General features: G+C 70.5%; 16 protein-coding genes. 8 read left to right on the top strand and 8 right to left on the bottom strand.

The features are described from left to right. Positions 1 to 14: 14 nt before the first annotated feature. Positions 15 to 1,667, bottom strand: coding sequence for an APC family permease (locus ABTZ89_RS06460; RefSeq protein ID WP_351040947.1), 1,653 nt, complete (start codon positions 1,665 to 1,667; stop codon positions 15 to 17). A gap of 37 nt (positions 1,668 to 1,704) precedes the next feature. Beyond that, positions 1,705 to 2,217, bottom strand: coding sequence for an Lrp/AsnC family transcriptional regulator (locus tag ABTZ89_RS06455; protein ID WP_351040944.1), 513 nt, complete (start codon positions 2,215 to 2,217; stop codon positions 1,705 to 1,707). Here ABTZ89_RS06455 and ABTZ89_RS06450 point away from each other — a divergent pair. Further along, a complete protein-coding gene (locus tag ABTZ89_RS06450; protein WP_351040941.1) occupies positions 2,216 to 5,158 on the top strand; it encodes an aminotransferase class III-fold pyridoxal phosphate-dependent enzyme in 2,943 nt (980 codons plus the stop codon). The two genes, ABTZ89_RS06455 and ABTZ89_RS06450, sit on opposite strands and share 2 nt — an antisense overlap. A gap of 48 nt (positions 5,159 to 5,206) precedes the next feature. Here ABTZ89_RS06450 and ABTZ89_RS06445 read toward each other — a convergent pair whose 3' ends face one another. Beyond that, positions 5,207 to 5,728, bottom strand: coding sequence for a nuclear transport factor 2 family protein (locus ABTZ89_RS06445; protein WP_351040938.1), 522 nt, complete (start codon positions 5,726 to 5,728; stop codon positions 5,207 to 5,209). Between the two features lie 368 nt (positions 5,729 to 6,096). Between ABTZ89_RS06445 and ABTZ89_RS06440 the strand changes: the two genes are divergently transcribed. The 5 genes from ABTZ89_RS06440 to ABTZ89_RS06420 all read left to right on the top strand — a co-directional run bounded on the left by ABTZ89_RS06440 (position 6,097) and on the right by ABTZ89_RS06420 (position 10,699). Next, positions 6,097 to 6,990 carry a TIGR03619 family F420-dependent LLM class oxidoreductase gene (locus ABTZ89_RS06440; RefSeq protein WP_351040935.1) on the top strand — a complete coding sequence of 298 codons (894 nt, stop codon included), beginning with the start codon at positions 6,097 to 6,099 and terminating at the stop codon, positions 6,988 to 6,990. A gap of 46 nt (positions 6,991 to 7,036) precedes the next feature. Next, positions 7,037 to 7,555, top strand: coding sequence for a nuclear transport factor 2 family protein (locus ABTZ89_RS06435; protein ID WP_351040932.1), 519 nt, complete (start codon positions 7,037 to 7,039; stop codon positions 7,553 to 7,555). A 119-nt stretch (positions 7,556 to 7,674) separates the two neighbouring features. Further along, on the top strand, positions 7,675 to 8,466 hold the full coding sequence (locus ABTZ89_RS06430; protein ID WP_351040929.1) for a MoaF C-terminal domain-containing protein: 792 nt from the start codon (positions 7,675 to 7,677) through the stop codon (positions 8,464 to 8,466). Continuing rightward, positions 8,463 to 9,926, top strand: coding sequence for an APC family permease (locus tag ABTZ89_RS06425; protein ID WP_351040926.1), 1,464 nt, complete (start codon positions 8,463 to 8,465; stop codon positions 9,924 to 9,926). Before ABTZ89_RS06430 ends, ABTZ89_RS06425 begins: the two co-directional genes overlap by 4 nt. After that, positions 9,923 to 10,699, top strand: coding sequence for an SDR family NAD(P)-dependent oxidoreductase (locus ABTZ89_RS06420; RefSeq protein WP_351040923.1), 777 nt, complete (start codon positions 9,923 to 9,925; stop codon positions 10,697 to 10,699). Before ABTZ89_RS06425 ends, ABTZ89_RS06420 begins: the two co-directional genes overlap by 4 nt. Here the strand turns inward: ABTZ89_RS06420 and ABTZ89_RS06415 are convergent. Beyond that, positions 10,692 to 11,894: an MFS transporter gene (locus ABTZ89_RS06415; protein ID WP_351040921.1), complete on the bottom strand. Its 1,203-nt coding sequence runs from the start codon at positions 11,892 to 11,894 to the stop codon at positions 10,692 to 10,694. The genes ABTZ89_RS06420 and ABTZ89_RS06415 overlap by 8 nt on opposite strands. Positions 11,895 to 12,240: 346 nt before the next feature. Here ABTZ89_RS06415 and ABTZ89_RS06410 point away from each other — a divergent pair, with 346 nt between their 5' ends. Next, positions 12,241 to 13,644 (top strand): aldehyde dehydrogenase family protein, encoded by a 1,404-nt coding sequence (locus ABTZ89_RS06410; RefSeq protein ID WP_351040919.1) that lies wholly within the window; start codon positions 12,241 to 12,243, stop codon positions 13,642 to 13,644. Positions 13,645 to 13,691: 47 nt separating this feature from the next. Here the strand turns inward: ABTZ89_RS06410 and ABTZ89_RS06405 are convergent, their stop codons facing one another. Further along, the gene (locus ABTZ89_RS06405; protein ID WP_351040917.1) at positions 13,692 to 15,350 is read right to left on the bottom strand and encodes an amidohydrolase; all 1,659 of its coding nucleotides are present in this window, start codon (positions 15,348 to 15,350) and stop codon (positions 13,692 to 13,694) included. A gap of 170 nt (positions 15,351 to 15,520) precedes the next feature. Between ABTZ89_RS06405 and ABTZ89_RS06400 the strand changes: the two genes are divergently transcribed. Continuing rightward, entirely contained in the window at positions 15,521 to 16,489 is a 969-nt protein-coding gene (locus ABTZ89_RS06400; protein ID WP_270946499.1) for an AraC-like ligand-binding domain-containing protein, read from the top strand. A gap of 142 nt (positions 16,490 to 16,631) precedes the next feature. On the opposite strand, the gene ABTZ89_RS06395 is transcribed toward ABTZ89_RS06400, so the two are convergent. The 3 genes from ABTZ89_RS06395 to ABTZ89_RS06385 all read right to left on the bottom strand — a co-directional run. Next, entirely contained in the window at positions 16,632 to 17,603 is a 972-nt protein-coding gene (locus ABTZ89_RS06395) for a mechanosensitive ion channel family protein (RefSeq protein ID WP_270946498.1), read from the bottom strand. A 70-nt stretch (positions 17,604 to 17,673) separates the two neighbouring features. Next, positions 17,674 to 18,399, bottom strand: coding sequence for an LmeA family phospholipid-binding protein (locus ABTZ89_RS06390; RefSeq protein WP_270946497.1), 726 nt, complete (start codon positions 18,397 to 18,399; stop codon positions 17,674 to 17,676). 459 nt (positions 18,400 to 18,858) lie between these two features. Beyond that, on the bottom strand, positions 18,859 to 19,757 hold an 899-nt coding region (locus ABTZ89_RS06385), incomplete at its 5' end, for an amidase (RefSeq protein ID WP_351040914.1).

Raw genomic sequence — 19,757 nt, 5'->3', positions numbered from 1 at the left:
CATGTTTCCCCGGGTCAGGAGTCGTCGCCTGCGATGTTCGCGACGGTGCTCTCGAAGCTGGGGCGGGTGATCATCGCGTAGGCGTAGACGGCCGCGCTGAACACCGCCATGATCGCGGTGCCGGAGACCATGCCGATGGGGCCGTTGCCGCCGGGCAGCAGGGAATCCGGGTCGGGGCCGAACTCGCCGAAGTAGCTGATGACCGCCATGCCCGCGATCCACAGCACGCACCACGACCCGGCGCGCAGGTCCAGCGCGGGCAGTGCGCGGCGGGCGAACCGCCGGTAGCCGATCAAAAAGACGTAGCCGAGCGCGATCGCCAGGAAGAGCTTCTCGTTGATCTGCCACCCGGTCCAGAACACGATCAGGTTCGCCGACAGGAAGCCCAGGTAGGCGATGGTGTCACCGCCGGGCAGCCGGAACGGTCGCGGCTGGTCCGGCAGGGTGCGCCGCAGCGCGCCGTAGACCACCGGGCCGAACGCGAAGGTGAGCACCGTCGCCGAGGTGATGAAGCCGATGATCTTCTGCCAGCCGGGGAAGGGCAGGAAGAACACGCAGCCGAAGACGAACGTGAACACCGCGGCCAACCACGGCACACCGCGCCGGTTGAGCTTGGTCAGCGCCAGCGGTGCGTTGCCGTTCTGGGCGTTGGCGTAGGCGATCCGGGTGGTCACCGCGGTGTAGATCAGCCCGGTGTCGCCGGGGGAGACGATCGCGTCCGCGTAGAGGGTGATCGCCAGCCAGGTCGCGCCGAGCAGGGTCGCCAACCCGGCCAGCGGGCCTGCGACGTCGGTGAAGGTGACCTCGGACCACCCGGCGCCGAGCAGTTCGCTGGGCAGCCCGGTGAGGAACGCGACCTGCAGCAGCACGTAGATCAGGCCGGTGACCACGATCGAGCCGATCACCGCGAACGGCACGTTGCGCTGCGGGTTCGCGGACTCACCGGCGAATTCGACGCCCTGCCGGAACCCGAGGTAGGCGAACACGATGCCGCCCGCGGGCAGCGCGGTGAACACCGCGGCGGTGCCGTTGGGGAACAACCCGCCGTGCGCGACGAGGTTGTCCGGGTTGAACGACAGCGCGAAGAACGTGCCGATCACCACCACGATGACCAGCAGCTTCCACCAGACCAGCAGGTCGTTGAACCGCACGAAGGCCTTCACCCCGAGCACGTTGATGACGCTGAACACCGCCATCAGCGCGATCGCGACGAGCAGCCCGGGCGGGGTCGCGACCAGCACGCCGTCCTCGGAGGTCATCAGCCACGGCAGGTAGGGCTTGGCGTACTGGATCACCGCGAGGACCTCGCTCGGCGCGGACGCCGCGCAGGCCACCCACATCACCCAGCCGGCGAAGAAGCCCGCGAAGGAGCCGAACCCGTACTGCGGGAACCGGATGACCCCACCGGTGACCGGGAACATCACGGACAGCTCGGCGAAGGTGAGGCCGATCAGCGTCACCATGACCGCACCGATGATCCAGGAGAAGATCGCGCCGGGACCGGCGATCTGCGCCGCGGTCAGCGCGCCGAACAGCCAGCCCGAGCCGATGATCGATCCGATGCCGGTGAACAGCAGGCTCCGGCGCCCGATGTCCCGGCGCAGCCCGGTGTCCATCCGGACGGTGGTGCTGCGACTGCCCGGTGCGGTCGGTGAAGGTGCTGCCATGCCGTGCCTCCCTGCAGGTTCGGGCGCGGGACGGGGGTCAGCCCCGGCTGACCAGTTCGGTGAGCAGGATCTGGGTCCTGGTGTGCACGACTGCCTTCGTCCGCTGCAGCCGCAGGATGATCTGTTCGAGGTGGTCGGAGTCCCGTGCGTGGATCAGCGCCAGGGCGTCGGCACTGCCCGCCGTGGTCCACGCCCGCACGATCTCCTCCTGCTCGGTGAGCAGTGCGGTCAGCGCCTCGCGGGTGACCCCGGCGGCGGCGAAGACGCCGATCAGGGCTTGCAACCCCAATCCGAGCCTCCGCTGGTCGAGCTGAACCGTGTACCCGCGGATCACACCCGATGCTTCGAGCCGCGCCATGCGGCGTTTGACAGAGGATGGGGCGAGCCCGGAAACCTCGGCAAGGCGTTCCAGCGAGGTTCGGGCATTTCGGCCGAGTTCGTGCAAGATTCTTCGATCTACGTCGTCCACGTCCCGGATTCTTGCATTTTCCGGGGAAGTCGCGGCCGTTTCATCGACAGCGGTTCCGGCGGGACTTAGCTTCCGGCGCATGGAGATTCGCCGGAGGACCCCATCGGCCGAGACGCTGTCCGCAGTTGCCGCGGACCTGTTCGGGGTGGCCGCGGAAGTCACGCCGCTGCCCGGGGAGCGGCACGCCAACGCGCGGCTGGACGTCGGCGGCAGACCGCGCTACCTGCTGAAGGTCTACTCGGCGGACACCGCGGAATCTGATCTCGCGCTGCAGAACGCTTTGCTGGCGTGGCTTTCCGACGCCGGTACGACGACGCCGTCCGGCACCGCCGTGGTGGACGGGGAATCCCGGACCGCGCACCTGCTGGACTGGGTGGACGGCCGCGAGTGGTCCCAAGCCGGTCCGCCGGAACCGGCGCGGTTCGCGGCCTTGGGCGCGGCGGTCGCGCGGCTGGACCGGGCGCTGGCGGGCTTCGAGCATCCCGGGCTGGACCGCGCCTACCGGTGGAACCCGTTGCAGGCGAAGGAACTCCTGGCGAGCCTGCCGCTGGTCGACGCCGCCGATCGGCCGTTCGCGGACGCGGCTTTGCAGCGGCTCGGCGAACTCCTGCCGGAGCTGCTGGAGCTCCCGCAGCAGGCGATCCACAACGATGCCAACGAGAACAACGTGATCGTCGCGGACGACGGGTCGATCGCCGGGATCATCGACCTGGGCGATGTCGTGCGCGCCCCGCGGGTCTGCGGGCTGGCGGTCGCAGTGGCGTACGCGCAGCTGGGGGTGCCGGACCCGGTTTCCGCGGCGTGCCAGGTGGTTTCCGGCTACCACCAGGAATCGCCGCTGACCGAGGCCGAACTCCGGTTGCTGCCCGAGCTGGTCGACGCCCGGCTCGCGACGAGCATCATCAACGCCGCCGAACAGCGCGCCGCCGACCCGGACAACGCCTACCTGTCGATCAGCCAACCCGCGATCCGCACGCTGATCTCGGACCTGGCCGCGGAGCCCCGGCCGCTGCTGGCCGCCCGATACCGCGATGCCTGCGGCTACCGCGCGGTCGCGGCCGAGCGGAAGGTCGTGACCTGGTTGCGGTCGGCCGCCTGCGATCCCGCACCGATGCTGCGCACCGATCTGCGCACGGCTGACGTGCACTGCATCGACTGGACGGCGCGGGGACCGGCGGAACTGCAGATGCAGCGCGGCGCGGACCAGGTGGCAGCCGCGATCGACGCGCAGGTCCGGGCCACCGGCAGCGCCATCGCGCTCGGCCGGTACCGGGAGGACCGCGTCGTGTACCGCTCCGAGGCGTTCGCGGGGCAGGGCGGCCGACGCAGCGTGCACATGGCGATCGACGTGTTCACCGCCGCCGACGAGCCGGTGTTCGCGCCGCTCGACGGAGTGGTCGCCGCAGTGGACTACCGGCCGGCGGAATGCGACTACGGCGGCGTGCTGCTGCTCGAACACCGCTGCGGGGACGGGACGCCGTTCTGGCTGCTGGTGGGGCATCTAAGCCAGGCGAGCACGACCGGGCTGCGGCCCGGCGACGCCGTCCGGCGGGGCGAGCGGATCGGCTGGACCGGTTCGGCGCCGGAGAACGGCGGCTGGCCACCCCACATCCACGTGCAGCTGTTCACCACCCTGCTCGGTCTCTCGACCGATCTGCCCGGCGCGGTGCGCCCGGACGAGGTCGACGTGTGGGAGAGCATCTCGCCGAACCCGAACCTGGTCCTGCGCGCGCCGGAGCCCACCGCGGTCGATCCCGTCCGCTCCGCGGCGGACATCGCGGCCCGCCGCCGGACGAACCTGTCCACCGCGCTGTCGCTGAGCTACGCCGAGCCGCTGCACATCGTGGCCGGGGAAGGCGCCGAGCTGATCGACGCGGACGGGCGGCGCTACCTGGACCTGGTCAACAACGTCTGCCACGTGGGGCACTGCCACCCGCGGGTGGTCGAAGCGCTGTCCGCGCAGGCGGCGGTGCTCAACACCAACACCCGGTACCTGCACGCCGGGATCACCGAGTACGCCCGGCGGCTGGCGGCCACCTTCCCGGACCCGCTGAACGTGGTGCTGCTGACCAACTCCGGCAGCGAGGCCAACGACCTGGCGCTGCGGCTGGCGCGCACCGCCACCGGGCGGGAGCACGCGCTGGTGCTGGACTGGGCCTATCACGGCAACCTGAGCTCGTTGATCGAGATCAGCCCGTACAAGTTCAACCGGGCCGGCGGCACCGGGCCGGGGGAGCGGGTGCGGATCTGCCCGGTTCCCGACCCGTACCGGGGCGAGTTCGGCGGCGACGGCCCGCGGTACGCGGCGGAGGTCGCGGCGCAGTGCGCGGAGCTGCCGCCGGCCGCGTTCATCCACGAGTCGATTCCCGGGTGCGCCGGGCAGCTGGAGCTCGCCGACGGCTACCTCGAAGCCGCCTACGCGGCCGTTCGGGAGGCGGGCGGTCTGTGCATCGCGGACGAGGTGCAGTGCGGGTTCGGCCGGGTCGGCACGCACATGTGGGCGTTCGAAGCGCACGGCGTGGTGCCGGACGTCGTCACCCTCGGCAAGCCGATCGGCAACGGCCACCCGATCGGCGCGGTCGTGACGACACCGCAGGTGGCGCGGCGGTTCGTGACCGGCATGGAGTACTTCAACACGTTCGCGGGCAATCCGGTGTCCTGCGCGGTGGGCCTGGCGGTGCTGGACGCAGTGGAGGACGAGCGGTTGATGGCGAACGCGGCGACCGTCGGCGCGCGCTTCAAGGACGGGTTGACGGCCTTGGCGGAGCGCCACGAGGTGATCGGCGACGTGCGCGGGCGCGGGCTGTTCCTCGGCGTCGAGCTGGTCTCGGACCGCCGGAGCAAGGAACCGGACGCCGCGACGGCGCGGCGCGTCGTGGAAGCGGCCAAGCGGGAGGGCGTGCTGCTGTCCACCGACGGACCTGCGGACAACGTCCTGAAGATCAAACCGCCGGTGGTGCTGACCGCGGACCAAGCGGACCGCGCGGTGTCCGTCCTCGACCGCGCGCTCCGGGAGGGGTGAAACCCCGGCGGATCAAGGAGTCCGCTCCTTTAGTCCAATTTGGACGCGTTACAGCCGGCTGCGGAGGTAGGAGAAGAACCCGGGAGTCTTGGTGACGCGGAGGCGGGTGAGCTTGCGGTAGCTGATCAGCCACCGGCCCTCCACCTTCCGGTACTCCTCGTGGTAGTGGCCGTAGCCGTGCATGTGCTCGGTGACATCGCCGTGCTGCCACCAGAGCTCGTCCTCCATCGCCCAGATCCCGCGTGCCGTGGTCGGGGAGGTGAGCTCGATCTCCGGCATGTGGCCGTGGTGCACCGTGGTGACCTTCGTGTCGCCGTCGAGGAGCCCGGAGATCGCCTTCGTCAGCGCGACGGCTCCGACCACCTTGTTCGCCTGGCCGTCCGCCTGCGGCCGGTTCTCGTCCGGAACGTCGGCGTACGACTCGCTGACCACGTCGTCGGTGTGGCACTGCGCGTAGTGGTCCCACTGCTTCGTGTCCATCGCGCGGAGGCGCTTGGCGAAGAGCGACTGGATCTCCGACATCGCCAGCACCTGCTCCGCCGCCGACGGACCCGCGTGATCGCTCGACATGCCGTTCCTCCTGTGCCGTCGTCGGCGTTGACCGGCAGCCGCGGTGGCGACGACCTCCGCCCGGATGCGCCGGGCGGCGCGCGGATCCGGCCGGTGTTCAGCACGTTCCGCTCGTCCGCGAAGTGCCCAAGCGCTTGCTTGTTGGCGGGAAGGCTAGCCACGCTCCGGGAGAGCGTCAAGGTGAAGACCTCGGTCCCGTGATCACCGGAAACCCTTTGGGCGGGCGCTCTTCCGCGCCTATCGTCTGCGACGCACCGGCGCGGTACCGCGGGCAACTCCCGGTGAGCGGGAAACCTGCGCGCATTCGGCGGGCCCGGCTGCAACGCTGAGCCGTCGCATCCATCGGAGGAACGGGGAGAGTCGACATCGTGGCTGTGCGAATGGGTGTCAACACGCCGGTGGTGCTGCAGATCCCGAACCACAGCCCGGCCTGGGAGGCGAAGGCGGGCATCGCCGAGGTCGCGCGCATCGCCGAGGCCGCCGACGAGCTCGGCTACGACTTCCTGACCTGCAGCGACCACGTCGCCGTCCCGGAGGGCTCGCCCTCCGCGATGATGGGCGGCATCCGCGGCACCCTGTACTGGGACCCGCTCGCCACGCTGTCCTACCTGGCCGCGCGGACCCGGCGGATCCGGTTGTGCACCAACGTCCTGGTGCTCGGCTACCACCACCCCCTGGTGATCGCCAAGCGCTTCGGCACCCTCGACATGATCAGCGGTGGGCGGCTCGTCCTCGGGGTCGGCGTCGGCAGCACCGCCGAGGAGTTCGCGGTGCTCGGGGCGCCGTTCGAAGACCGGGGTCCCCGGGCGGACGACGCGATCGCCGGACTGCGGGCCGCCCTGTCCCGGCGCCTGCCGTCCTACGAGGGCCGCTTCTACCAGTTCTCAGACCTGGTGGTGGAACCGCACGCGATCCAGGAGCGGGTCCCGATCTGGGTCGGCGGCAACACCGCGCGCGCGGCCCGGCGCGCAACCGCGCTGGGCGACGGCTGGCTTCCGGCGGCCATGGCACCGGAGCTGCTCCGCGCGCGGCTCGACCAGAACCCGCCGCCAGGGCCCGATTTCGACGTGGTCGTCAACACCGTCGACGCCCTCGACCCGGTCGGCGACCCGGAAGGGGCGGAGCAGGCAGTTTCCGCCCTGACCGAGGCCGGGGCGACGACCGTTGTGCCCCGGCTGCGGCACGAATCGCTAGAGCAGTACCTCGATCAGCTGCGGGCGATGGCCGAGCTGCCGTGCTTCGTGCCCTCCCGAGCCGGGTGAGGCGCGAGGGGACCGTCCTGACGAGTTTCCGGACAGGGGAGTGCGCATGACCGACGCGAGCACCGGCGCCACCGCCGACCGGATCGCCGCTCTCGAACATCGCGTCGCCGAAGTCGAGGACCGGTTGGCCCTGCTGCAGATCGTCGCCGCTTACGGTCCGGCCGTGGACAGCGGTTCCGCCGAGGTGACCGCGGCGATGTGGACGGCGGACGGTGTGTACGACACCTTTCCCGCTGCGCTCGCCGGGCAGGCCGCGATCGGCGACATGGTGACCGGCGAGATGCACCAGGGCCTGATCGGCTCCGGTGCCGCGCACCTGCTCGGGATCCCGCACATCGAGCTGAACGGGGACTCGGCGGTCGTCACCAACTACTCGCAGCTCGTGCTGCGCGAACCGGACTCGGACGGCTACCGGATCTGGCGCACGGGCGTCAACCGCTGGGAGTTCACGCGCACCGCGGAGGGCTGGCGGGTCGTCCGCCGGATCAACCGGCAACTGGACGGGACCGCGGAGGGCCGCGATCTGCTCGCCGAGGCCATCGACCCCGCAGGCTCCGACCGGTAGCAGCCGCACCCGGGCGGCCGGAACGCCGTCCTCGACAAGGAGTCTGCGCGCGTGTCCTAGGCGGTCTCCGAGGTGGTTCCTAGGGTTTGCCGAAACGAACCGCTCCACCTGGAGGAAGAATGGGCGAGGCTTTCATTCCGGTCGGCGCGCTCGGCGAAGGCTTTGCGCCGGAAGCCGACATCCTCGAACCGACCGACGACCTCTCGGGGACGCGCTTCGCGCTCGACCTCGACGGGCCGCGCAGCCTCGAGATCGGTGACGGCGTCGCGTCGTGGGATGGCCGCACCGACGTTCCAGTGCGGGTCACGTCGGTCCGCAGCGGCGTCTACCTCGTCGACGGCGTCGTCGACGAGACCTCGACGACGTTCGTGCTCGACACCGACGCCGGGCTGGTGACGCTCGTCGAAGGCGAGCTGCCCGGCCTGGAGGTGCGCGCCGAGTCCGCCTACACGCGGGTGCAGCGCGGCGACGACCCCACCGGTGTCAGCGCGCGCATCGTGCACGGCGCGATCGGCGGTTCGTCGGCGGCCCGGCACGCGCCGACGGATGCGCTCGTGGGCCTGCGCAACCGCTACACCTATTCGCCGAACGAGGTCTACGAGCACATCTACCTCACGCCCGACCGCTACACCTGGCACTGCTTGCAGGGCGTGGAGCAGGGGCTCGCGGACACCGACCGCTGCCACCACATCGGCATCCGGGACGGCCTGACGTTGTTCGTGTGGCGGGAGAAGATCGTGCCCACCCTCGGGCTGATCCTCATCGACCTCGACGGCATGCGGACCGACGGCAAGCTCTTCGGCAACGACGGGTTCGACACCACCTCGCTGGTGAACTTCCCGGTCGGGGCGCGGGCCGAAATCCTCAACCGGACCACCCACCCCGCGGCGTCCGGGCCGGAGCAGGCGTGACCACCGCGTCCGCCCCGGAGACCGAGCTCCGGGGACAGCTCGGGGTCAGCGGCGTCGTCTTCCTGGTGCTGGCCGCGGTGGCACCGCTCACCGGGATCATCGTGATCGGCGGGATCTGCATCGCGGTCGGCGTCGGCGGCGGCACCCCGGTGATGTTCCTGATCGCCACCGCGGTGTTCCTGCTCTTCGCCGTCGGATACGCGCAGATGGCGAAGAAGCTGGTCAACGCAGGCGGCTTCTACGCCTACGTGGTGCGCGGGCTCGGCCGCACCGCCGGGCTGATCGCGGCGTTCGTCGCGGTCGTCGGCTACAACTGCTTCGTCGCCGGTGCGGTCGGCACGAGCGGGTTCTTCACCTCCGAGGTCGTCGGCAGCGTGCTCGGCCTGCACGCGCCGTGGTGGGTGTGGAGCCTGGTCTCTGTGGTCGGCGTGTGGCTGCTGACCAGGGCCGGGATCGATTTCTCGGCGAAGGTGCTCGGCGTCGCCCTCGTCTGCGAGGTGGCGATCCTGCTCGTGCTCGACCTCGCCATCCTCGTTCGCACCGGCTTCTCGTTCGAGGTGTTCCAGCCCGAGGTGTTCCTGTCCGGTTCGCTCGGCCTGGGGCTTCTGTTCGCCGCGAACGCCTTCGTCGGATTCGAGGCGACCGGGCTGTTCAGCGAGGAGGCCCGCGATCCGAAGCGCACGATCCCGCGCGCGACGTACGTGGCGATCGCGTTCATCGGTGCTTTCGCGGCGGTGACGACGTGGGCGATCGTCTCGGCGCTCGGGGTCCGGGAGGCGGGCGGGATCGCGGCCGACCACCTGGACGCGGGCGACCTGGTATTCACGGTGTCGGAGGACTACCTCGGCTCGGCGCTGACCGGCGTGATGCAGCTGCTGCTGGTGGTGAGCCTGTTCGCCGCGCTGCTCGCGCTGCACAACTCCGCGGCTCGCTACCTGTACGCGCTCGGTCGGGTCCGCGTGTTCCCGAAGCAGCTCGCACGCACCCGGCCGCAGAACGGTTCACCCGTCGTCGCGTCGACCGTTCAGCTCGTGCTCGCGAGCGCGGTCGCCATGGCCTACGCCGTGGCAGGTGCCGATCCGGTGACCTCGCTCGTCGCCTCGTTCACCGGGATCGGCACGCTCGGGCTGCTCGCGCTGCAGGCGATCGCCGCGACCGGCATCGTCGTGCACTTCCGGCGGACGCGGGATCCCCGGTGGGGCACGACGTTCGCGCTGCCGCTGCTCGGTGGCATCGGGTTGTGGACCGTGACGGTGTTGGCGTTCGCCAACTTCCCGCAGCTCGCGGGCAGCGACAGCCCGGTGATCGCGTTGTTGCCGTGGCTGCTGCCGGTCGCCGCGGTGCTCGCGATCGTGGTGGCCGCCGTGTTCCGCGTGGCCAAGAAGAACATCTGGGACTCGCTCGAGCAGGACCTGGACAAGGTCGCGCTGCGGGCGGAAGAGGAGAGGACACCTCTGTGAGCACCTATCTCGTCACGGGCGGCGGCACCGGCATCGGTGCGGCCATCGCGACCCGGCTCGCCGGCGACGGCGCCGACGTGATCGTCTCCGGCCGCCGCCGCGAACCGCTGGAGGAGGTCGCGGCGACGCACCCCCGCATCGTCGCGATGCCCGCGGATGCCGCCGAGGGCGCGGCCATGCGGGACCTCATCGCTGAAGTCCGCGAGCGGTACGGCTCGCTCGACGGTGTGGTGGCGAACGCGGGTGGGCACGGGTACGACACGGTGGGCGACACCAGCGACGAGACGTGGCGCTCCAGCCTCGACGCGAACCTCACCACCGCGTTCGTGACCGTGCGGGAATCGCTCGCGCTGCTGGAGGAGTCCGGCGGCAGCGTCGTGTTCGTCTCGTCGCTGGCGGGGATTCGCGCGGCACCGGAAACCGCCGGGTACACCGTTGGCAAGCACGCGCTGCTCGGGCTGATGCGATCGGTCGCGCGCGACTACGGCCGCCGCGGCGTGCGGGCCAACGCCGTGTGCCCGGGCTGGGTGCGCACCCCGATGGCCGACGAGGAGATGCAGGTGCTCGTGTCCGAAGGCGGTGCGACCGACGTCGAGTCCGCCTACGCCACCGTCACCCGGGACGTGCCGCTGGGCCGCCCCGCGCACGCTGCGGAGATCGCGGGCGTCGTGGCCTTCCTGCTGGGGCCCGACGCCGCCTACGTGCACGGGGCGACGATCGTCGTGGACGGTGGCGCGCACGTCGTCGACGTCCCCACGCTGGCCTTCAGCTGATCGGCGTCTTCACCGGGGCCGGCGCTTGCGGTCGTTCCACCAGCCGGCCCCCGGTGAGGACGAGGACGAAGCACAGGGCGACGGCCAGGCAGCTCGCCGAGGACCAGAGCATCGCCGAGAACCCGCCCGTGAGCTCGGTCAGGAAACCGCCCAGCACCGGGCCGATGGCGAACCCGCCGCCGATCATCAGGTTCGTGGTGTTCATCGTGTGGGCCCCGCCGAGCGCGGCGATGCTGGACAGCAGGTACGGCAGCACGAACGTCCAGCCGAACTTGAACAGCACGGCCGCGATGGCGAACTGCGCCAGGGCCGGGCCGCCGAGCAGCAGCAGCACCGAGATCGCCATGCCGGAAAGTCCCAGCACGAGGTAGAGCCCGCGACGGGGGCTCTCGCCCAGCGCGGTTGCGAGGAGCGCTGAGACGATGCCCGCGACCGTTGCCGCGGACAGCACGATGCTCGTCGGTCCAGCGGCGGTGCCGGCGGTGGTGGCGATCTGGCCCATGAACGACCACACGCCGCTCAGCGCCAGGTAGAACAGCAGGAGCGCGGCGAGTCCGGCGGCGAAACGAGCGGGGGAGCGGCGCTCCTGGTGGGCACGACTGTCCGGTGTGGACAGAGTGATCCCGCGCAGCAGTCCGATGAACGGCAGGCACAGGACCATGAGCCCGGCCAAGGTCCAGTAGACGGCCGAGACGTCGGAATCGGCGTAGAGGGTGGGGAACACCGCGAGGATGAGGGCGCCCATGACGAGCTGGGCGACCACGAAGATGCCGAACGCCCGCCCGGGGTTGCGGGTCCGCGAGCTCAACGACAGCAGCACCACGGTGATGGATCCGGCCGCCAGCGAAGTGGCGATCCGCACGACGAGCAGCAGCCAGAAGTCCGCCGCGAACCCGGAAGCCACCTGCCCGGCCACCACGACCAGCGTGCACGCGGTGACCGAGGCTGTCAGCCGGAACCGCGTGAGCCAGAAGTAGGCCGGCACGGTCGCCAGGCTGAACGCGCCGAGTTCGCACGAGAACAGCAAACCCGTCTCGCTGGGACCGATGCCGTACTTGGTCACGAGCGGGCCCGCGATCACGGGCGCGATCAGCAGCACCGAGTACAGGACCGCGGAGAAGACGCCGACGAAGAGGTAGATGTGGCCGCTGCGATCGCGCCGGCCGGACAACGTGGTGGTCGCACTGTCTGCCATGAAGTCTCCTAGGGGAGCACCTGCCCGCACCGTCGCGGGTGGACCCAGTGTGGTGACCAACCGCGCGCTGGTCCTTGTCGCACAGCGCGCGGTTGTTGTCGGTGACCGCCTACCGCGGTCGAGCCAGGAGTTCGGCCTCCTCGAACCTGCTGCGTCCGACGTCTCCCCAGCGCCGGAGCGTCGACAATGGACGCTCCGGCGCGCGATGGCCGATTCCGGCTGCTCGGCCCGGTCGACCGTCGGAATCGTGCACGGTTTCCGAGGTCGTGTGCACGCTGAGACAAGCAGGACGGCCGCGAGCGCCGGGAGAATCGCCGACATCGGAGTTCGGCAGAGAGGTATGGACATGCAGACCTACGAGGGGTTGCTCGCCGCGGTCGTCGCCGATGGCGGTCGGCCGGTCACGGACCCGGCGACGGACGCCGTGATCGGGCACGCGCCCGCGCACGGGGTCGAGGATCTCGACCGGGCGATCGCCGCCGCCCAGGCCGCCCAACCGGCCTGGGAAGCGCTGGGGCACGAGGAGCGGAGTCGGCTCCTGCACGCCGCAGCCGATGCCGTCGACCAGTCGGCTGCCGCGCTCGCCGAGCTGATCTCGCGGGAACAGGGCAAACCGCTCAACGGCCCCGGCAGCCGCTTCGAGGCCGGCGGTGTGGCGGCCTGGCTGCGGGCTGCGGCGGACACGCCGCTGGAGACCGAGCAGGTCCTCGACGACGAGTCCGGCGCCGCCACGCTCACCTACCGCGCGACCGGCCTGGTCGGTGCGATCGGCCCGTGGAACTGGCCGGCCCTGATCGCCTCGTGGCAGTTCGCGGCCGCGCTGCGGATGGGCAACGCCGTGGTGATGAAGCCGTCGGAGCACACGCCGCTGTCGGTGCTGGCCGTCGCCGCCATCGTGAACCAGGTGCTGCCGGACGGGGTCCTCACGGTGCTGTCGGGGGATCGCGAGATGGGCGCGGCGATGACGGCGCACCCGGCCTTCGGCAAGCTCATGTTCACCGGGTCGACCCGCACCGGGCAGGCGATCGTGGAGGCCAGCGCGCGCAACCTGCCCCGGCTCACCCTCGAACTCGGCGGCAACGACCCGGGAATCGTCCTGCCCGACGCGGACCCCGAGGCCATCGCCGAAGGCCTGTTCTGGGGAGCGCTGATCAACACCGGGCAGACCTGCGCGGCGCTGAAGCGGCTCTACGTCCACGAGAGCATCCACGACGACGTGGTGGCCGCGCTGCGCGCGATCGTCGAGCGCACGCCGATGGGACCCGGCACCGACGAGGGCAACCTCCTCGGTCCGCTGACCACGAAGGAGCAGTTCCAGATCGTGGACACCCTGGTGGAGAAGGCGAAGGCGTCGGGCGCCCGGATCGTCGTGGGCGGTGACCCGGATCGCGACGCACCGGGCAACTTCTACCCGACCACGCTCGTCACCGACATCGCGCCGGACGCCGCGCTGGTGGTCGAGGAGCAGTTCGGACCCGCGCTGCCGATCCTGCCGTACTCGGATCTCGATGACGCCATCGCTCAGGCCAACGCCCTCGACACCGGTCTCGGCGCGTCGGTGTGGTCGGCGGATCCCGAGCGGGCGAAGGAGGTCGCTGCTCGCATCCACGCGGGCACGATCTGGATCAACAAGCACGGCAACGTGCACCCGCTGATCCCGTTCGGCGGTGTGAAGGGATCCGGGTACGGCCTCGAGTTCGGGCAGGAAGGGCTCAAGGCCGTCGCGGTGCCGCAGGTCATCAGCTCCTGACGCGCGCGCAGAACGGGCCCTCCACCGGGAGGGCCCGTTCGTGCGTTCTAGCCGCGGGAGTGGACGCACTCGCCCCGGAAGTACGTCTCGTCGACGCCGGTGCGGTGGATCTCCGTCGCCGGCACCTCGAAGATGTTCCGGTCCAGCACGAGGAAATCGGCGGACAGCCCCGGCCGCAGCGCGCCCGTGCGATCGTCGATGCCCAGCGCTCTGGCCGAGGCGGAGGTGAACGCCGCGACGGCCTGCTCCCGGGTGATCGCCTGCTCGGGGTTGACGCGGCGCGGATCGCCCTGTTCCTCCGGCGCGCCGCGGGTCACCATGGTTTCGATCCCCAGCCACGGGTTCAGCTCCGGGAGCCCCACCGGCCAGTCGGATCCGCCTGCGACCACCGCGCCGGTGGCCAGCAGGTCCTTGAACGGCCAGATCCGGTCCATAGTCTCGGTGGGCACCTGGTGCGCCACGGCGTCGAACAGCGGGCTGGGATGCCACAGGAACGGGCACGCGTCGGCGTACACGTCCAGTTCGGCGAAGCGCGGCAGGTCCTCCGGCGCGATGAACGACATGTGGGCGATCTGGATGATCGGTTGCGGACCGGGATCCTTCCGCACGATCGCGGCGGCGTCGAGCGCCAAGCGGACCGATGCGTCGCCGGTGGCGTGGATCTTCGCGCCGAGGCCGAGCTCGGCGCAGCGCCGCAGCCCGGCGGTGAGCTCGTCGAGGCTCCAGTACGGCGTCCCGCGGAATTCGGAATCCTCGCTGTCGTGGTGGCACCGGTAGGGGTGGAGCAGGGCGGTGGTGCGCGTCGTCGGTACGCCGTCGATCACGAACTTCACGAAGTCCGGCCGGATCTGCTCGCTCCGGTACCGCGGGGCTTGCGCGAACAGCTCTTCTCCCACAGCGCCTGCCTCGAGGAAGTCGCGGGCCGGCATCGAGGCGACGATCCACGCGGGGAGGTCACCGGACCGTTCCAGGTCCTGCAGCGCGGCCAAGTGGTGCTCCATCGTCGCGGCGTCCTGCAGCGAGGTGTACCCGATCCGCCGGGTCCGCTCGAGAGCTGCCCGCAGGGCTGTCATGAGCCGCCCGTGCGGATCGCGCTGGGCGGACTTGGCCGCCTCCTCAGCCCTCGTGCTGGTCAGCTCCCAGAGCGCACCGGTCAACCTGCCGTCGGCGTCGCGCGCGTAGGTCCCGCCAGGCGGATCCGGGGTGGTGTCGTCCACGCCCATGGCCGCCAGCGCGGCGGAGTTGACCTGGCGGTTGTGCATCGTGTCGTCGCGCAGCAGCACCGGGTGCCCGAGCGAGGCCTCGTCGAGCCGCCGCAACATCTCCCGCGAGTTCAGCGCGGCATAGGTACCGCTGCCGAGGATGCCGCCGACGATCCATTCGTCCGGTTCGAGCCGCCCGGCCCAGTCCCGGACCTTGGTCAGCACCTCGTCGGGACCGTCGGTGGGCAGCAGCGGCAGCTCCAGCGCGAGCTGGGTTCCGCCGATCCCGAGGTGGATGTGGCCGTCGATGAGACCGGGCACGGCCAGCCGTCCGGCGAGGTCGAGACGACGCGTTCCGGGTCCGCACCAGGCGTCGACCTCTCCGGCCGTGCCGACCGCGACGATCCGCCCGTTCCGGACCGCGAATCCCTCCGCCCGCTCGCCCGGGATCCCGGTGTGGACGGGACCGCCCGTCACGACGAGGTCTGCGCTGCCAGTGCTCATCTCCATGGCCTCCTGTCCGGGGATCGGCTCACGCTAGTCGGCGAGGAGGCTGCTCAGCGCGATTCTGGCACCACCGGTCAAACGGTGTGCAGGAAAAGACAATCGGCCCGCGGCGGGGGATGGTCGGTTAGGATCGCCGTATTTCGGAGCCCTCCGACGGTGGAGGTGGGATGACAGCCCTTCCTGCGGCCGACGCCATGCGGTCCCCGGCGGGTCTCGACCTGTGGCGTTCGGCCATCACGAGCGCGGTCGTGCCCCTGGAGATCGAGGAAGCAGGCGGTGTCGCCTTCCGGGGCCATTTGGACCGGACCGTCGTCGGGGACGTCACGCTGTTCCACATCGCCGCGACGCCGCACGTCGTGCGCCGGACACCGGAACTCATCGGGCCCGGCGACCGCCGGTACTACAAGCTGAGCCTGCAGCTGCAGGGGACGGCCGTGCTGGAGCAGGACGGCCGGCGAGCGGAGCTGCGCCCCGGTGACCTGGCCATCTACGACACCCACCACCCCTACGAGCTCTCGTTCGCGACGAACAACCGCGCGATGGTCGTCATGTTCCCCCACGAGCTGGTGGACCTGCCGCGGGACGAGGTCGACCGGGTCACCGCGGTCCGGTTCCCGAGCGATTCGGGCCTGGGGAAGGTGATCAACCCGTTCTTCGTCGAACTCGGGCGGAACCTGGACCAGCTGGCCGGCGCCAGCGCCTCGCGGCTGGTGGGATCGGCGCTGGACCTGCTCGTGACGATGTTGACGCAGGAGCTGTACCGCAGGCACGGCACGGTGAACAACCCGACGCGCAGCCTCGCCCGCGAGGTGCGCGAGTACATCCTCGACCACCTCGGCGATCCCGCGCTGACCCCGTCGTCGATCGCGCGTGCCAACCACATCTCGACCAGGCACCTCTACACGATCTTCTCCGGGGAGGGCGAGCCCGTCTCCGCGTGGATCCGCTCGCGCCGGCTGGAACGCATCCGCCGCGACCTGGTCGACCCGCTCTACGCCGACCGCCCGGTCTCGTGGATCGCCGACCGGTGGGGGCTGACCGACGCCGCGCACTTCAGCCGCCTGTTCAAAGCCGAGTTCGGCGAATCGCCCACCTCGTACCGCCAGCACCTCACCGGACAACCCGCGCAGCACTGACCACCTGGCAGGGGCACTGATCGCGTGTTGGAGCTCCTCGGGCAGCGGAAGGCCCCGGCACCTGCTCTCGAAGGTGCCGGGGCCTGTCGACGACGAGGGCCAGGAGATCCGCATGCGCCGGTCAGATCTCCCGCCGCTGCGGTCAGCCCTGCTTCGTAGCTCCGCTGCCGGCGTGCGGCAGCAAGGGGTAGGCCACCTGGATGCCCTCCTGGTCGAGCCGGTTCTTGACGTGCCCGCGCACCGCGCGACCGATCGCCCACTGCGAACCGGGCTTGGTCTTGATGATCATCCGCATCGTCACGGCGCCGTTGCCGATGCCGACGACGCCGTTGACGTCGGGCTTTTCCAGGATCTGCGACGCGAACTCGGGGTCCTGGGCGAACTCGTCCAGGCTGGACTCCAGCACGCGCTTGGTCTCGGGGAGGTCGACCGAGTAGTCCAGCGGGATCTCGATCACCGCGTTGGCCCAGTCCTGGTTCATGTTGCACACGCGCATGATCTCGCCGTTGCGCACGTGCCAGAGGTTGCCGTCGAGGTCGCGGATCTTGGTGGTGCGCATGGTCATCGCCTCGACGGTGCCCACCGCATCGCCGACGTCGACGACGTCGCCCACGCCGAACTGGTCCTCGACCATCAGGAACAGCCCGGACAGGAAGTCCTGCACCAGGCTCTGGGCGCCGAAACCGATCGCGAGCCCGACCACACCGGCACTGGCCAGCACCGGCGCGATGTTGATCCCGAACTCGCCCAGGACCATCATGAACGCGACGCCGAAGATCACGAACGAGGCGATGCTGCCCAGCACCGCTCCGATCGTGTAGGCGCGCTGCGCCTGGCGTTCCTCGCCGTTGCCCTCGGCCGGCTTGGTCACGACCCGGTTGGCCTTGGCCTTGGCCTTGTTGATCCGCTGCTGCGAAGTGACGATCCGCTTCACCAGCTGCGCGATCAGACGCCCCACGACGGCGCGGGCCACGAACGCCACCACGAGGATGATGGCGATGTTGATCAGACCCGAGACGAAGACGCCCAGGTGCGACGAGAACCAGTCCACCACCGGCTCGGCCTGCGCGGCGATGTCGACACCTGGGGTCGCCGCTCCTGCTTCCAGTTGCACGATAGGACCTTTCACGAATTTCGTCGGAATTGTTCGGCGTCCCGCGGAGGCAGTACCGCGCGACCGGAGGTCACTGACCTCCCAGGTTGACGTGGTCGGCGGTGGCGTCGACCAGCAGCGCGCCGTGCTCGGCGGACACCGCGGTCGGGCGGAAGCCCATCGGCAGCTCCGGCGAATCGAGGCTCACGGCGAAGCGCGAGAGCAAGCGCTGGTCGTCGAGGGCGATGGGGAGGTTCGGCAGTCGGCTGAGGCGCAGGTCCAGCGCCTGCGGTTCGATCCGGATGCTGTCGTCCCTGGCGGCGACCGCCGCGGTGACGGCGGCCCGGGCCGGGAACCCCGCCACGTCCACGTTCCCCGAGATCGTGATGGCACCACCGGGCGCCGGTTCGAGCTGCAGGTCGTCGATGCCGGCGATCTGGCCGACGGTGGCGGCGGGGATCCGGACGTGCCCGTTGACCTGGTCCGCCGTCACGTGCTGCGGTGAACCGCTGACGAGCTCGTCCAGCGGGACCCGGACGTGGTGCAGGTCGGCGGTCAAGCCCGATTGCTGGAGCGGGCCGAGGGCGACGGAATCGGCGCGGACGCCGATGTCGGGGAAGTCGCCTTCCAGGACCTGCGTCAAGAACGGGAACCCGCGGATGTCCACCTCGGGCTCCTGCTCGCTGTGCAGCTGGGTGCGCAGCTGCTGCGCCACCTGCTGCTCGGCGAAGCGGTTCGCCATGCGGTCCGCCACGATCAGCACCACCAGCAGCACGACCAGCGTGATGCCCAGGGTGATCCATCCCCGCCGCTTCACACCGGCTCCCGCTGCGGCTCGATGGTCTGGTTGATGTTGCGCGGCAACGAGGGCCTCCTCGGTGGTGTGGTGGTCCGCAGCGGACCGATGCGATGAGCGGAGATGGCTGGTCGGGTGTCGCAGCGCCGACCGCCGAGCTGGACTCGACGCCGGTCGAGCCGGATGCGGTCAGCGCTGAGATGTCCCAGGGCACGAGCCGGAGGTATCGAATAGTCCTTTGTGGACAGAGCTACGGGTGGCGTGCATCTGCGAGACAGGTGCGACGACTGCCGTATAGAACCTCGCAAAGTAGCCAAACGTGCCGTGTCGCGACACCTGGTCGAGGTGAACGCGAGACGCGGGAATGATAATCCGAAGCCATCGCGGTCCGGCAACCGTGGTGGGGGTGCGGTGTGTCACCCCTGCATGCGAAATGTCCCAAAAATACAGGAAGAAGCCGAATCAGGCGAATGGTCGGGGTCAGCCGCGGTAGGTCGGCCGGGTCCGCCAGAACTGCGTGGCCTGCTCGAAGGCGTGGCCGATCTGCAGCACCTCCAGGTCCGCGCGGTGCCGGCCGACGATCTGCAGCCCGACCGGCAATCCGTCCGGCGTGAAGCCGCCCGGCACGGACAGGGCCGGATTCCCGGCCGCGGAGACGAAGTACGCCGAGCGCATCCAGTCCAAGTAGGACTCCTGCGCGACGCCGTCGACCTCCGCCGGGTATTCGGCCTCCACCGGGAACGGGACGACCTGGCTGACCGGCAGCAGCAGCGCGTCGTACCGCTCGAAGAACTCGCGCATCCGGTGGAACAGCGCGGTGTGCGCCCGTTCCGCCCGGGCCAGGTCCCGTCCGGTGAGGCGGCGGCCCTCCGCGATGTTCCAGGCGAGCGACGGCTTGAACAGCTCCGGCTGCGCGTCGAGCGCCGAGCCCAGCATCAGCTCGAACTGCCACGCCCGCAGCGTGCGGAACACCTCTTCGGCGCCGGAGAAGTCCGGGCAGTCCTCGGAAACCGCGCAGCCCAGGTCCTCGAAGACCTTGACCTGCGGCGCCAGCGCGTCGCGGACTTCGCGGTCCACGGGTACGGAGCCGCCGAGGTCGGGCGACCAGGCGACGCGCAGCCCGGTCAGGTCGCGGTCGAGCGGGACGGCGAAGGTCGAGCCGAGCTGGTCGAGGGCGATGGGGTCGCGCGGGTCGGGGCCTGCGATGGCGGACAGCAGGAGCGCGACATCGCCGACGGTGCGGCCCATCGGCCCGTGCACGGCCATCGTCGCCCACGCGGCCTCGCACGGGTGCATCGGTACGCGGCCGGGGGAGGGGCGCAGGCCGACGACGTTGCAGAAGGCCGCCGGGTTGCGCAGAGAACCGCCCTTGTCGCTGC

The organism is Saccharopolyspora sp. NPDC002686, assembly GCF_040295745.1.
Lineage (GTDB): Bacteria > Actinomycetota > Actinomycetes > Mycobacteriales > Pseudonocardiaceae > Saccharopolyspora > Saccharopolyspora oryzae.
The sequence above is the reverse complement of the archived record's forward strand: the minus strand, read 5'-3'. Positions and strand labels throughout refer to the sequence as shown.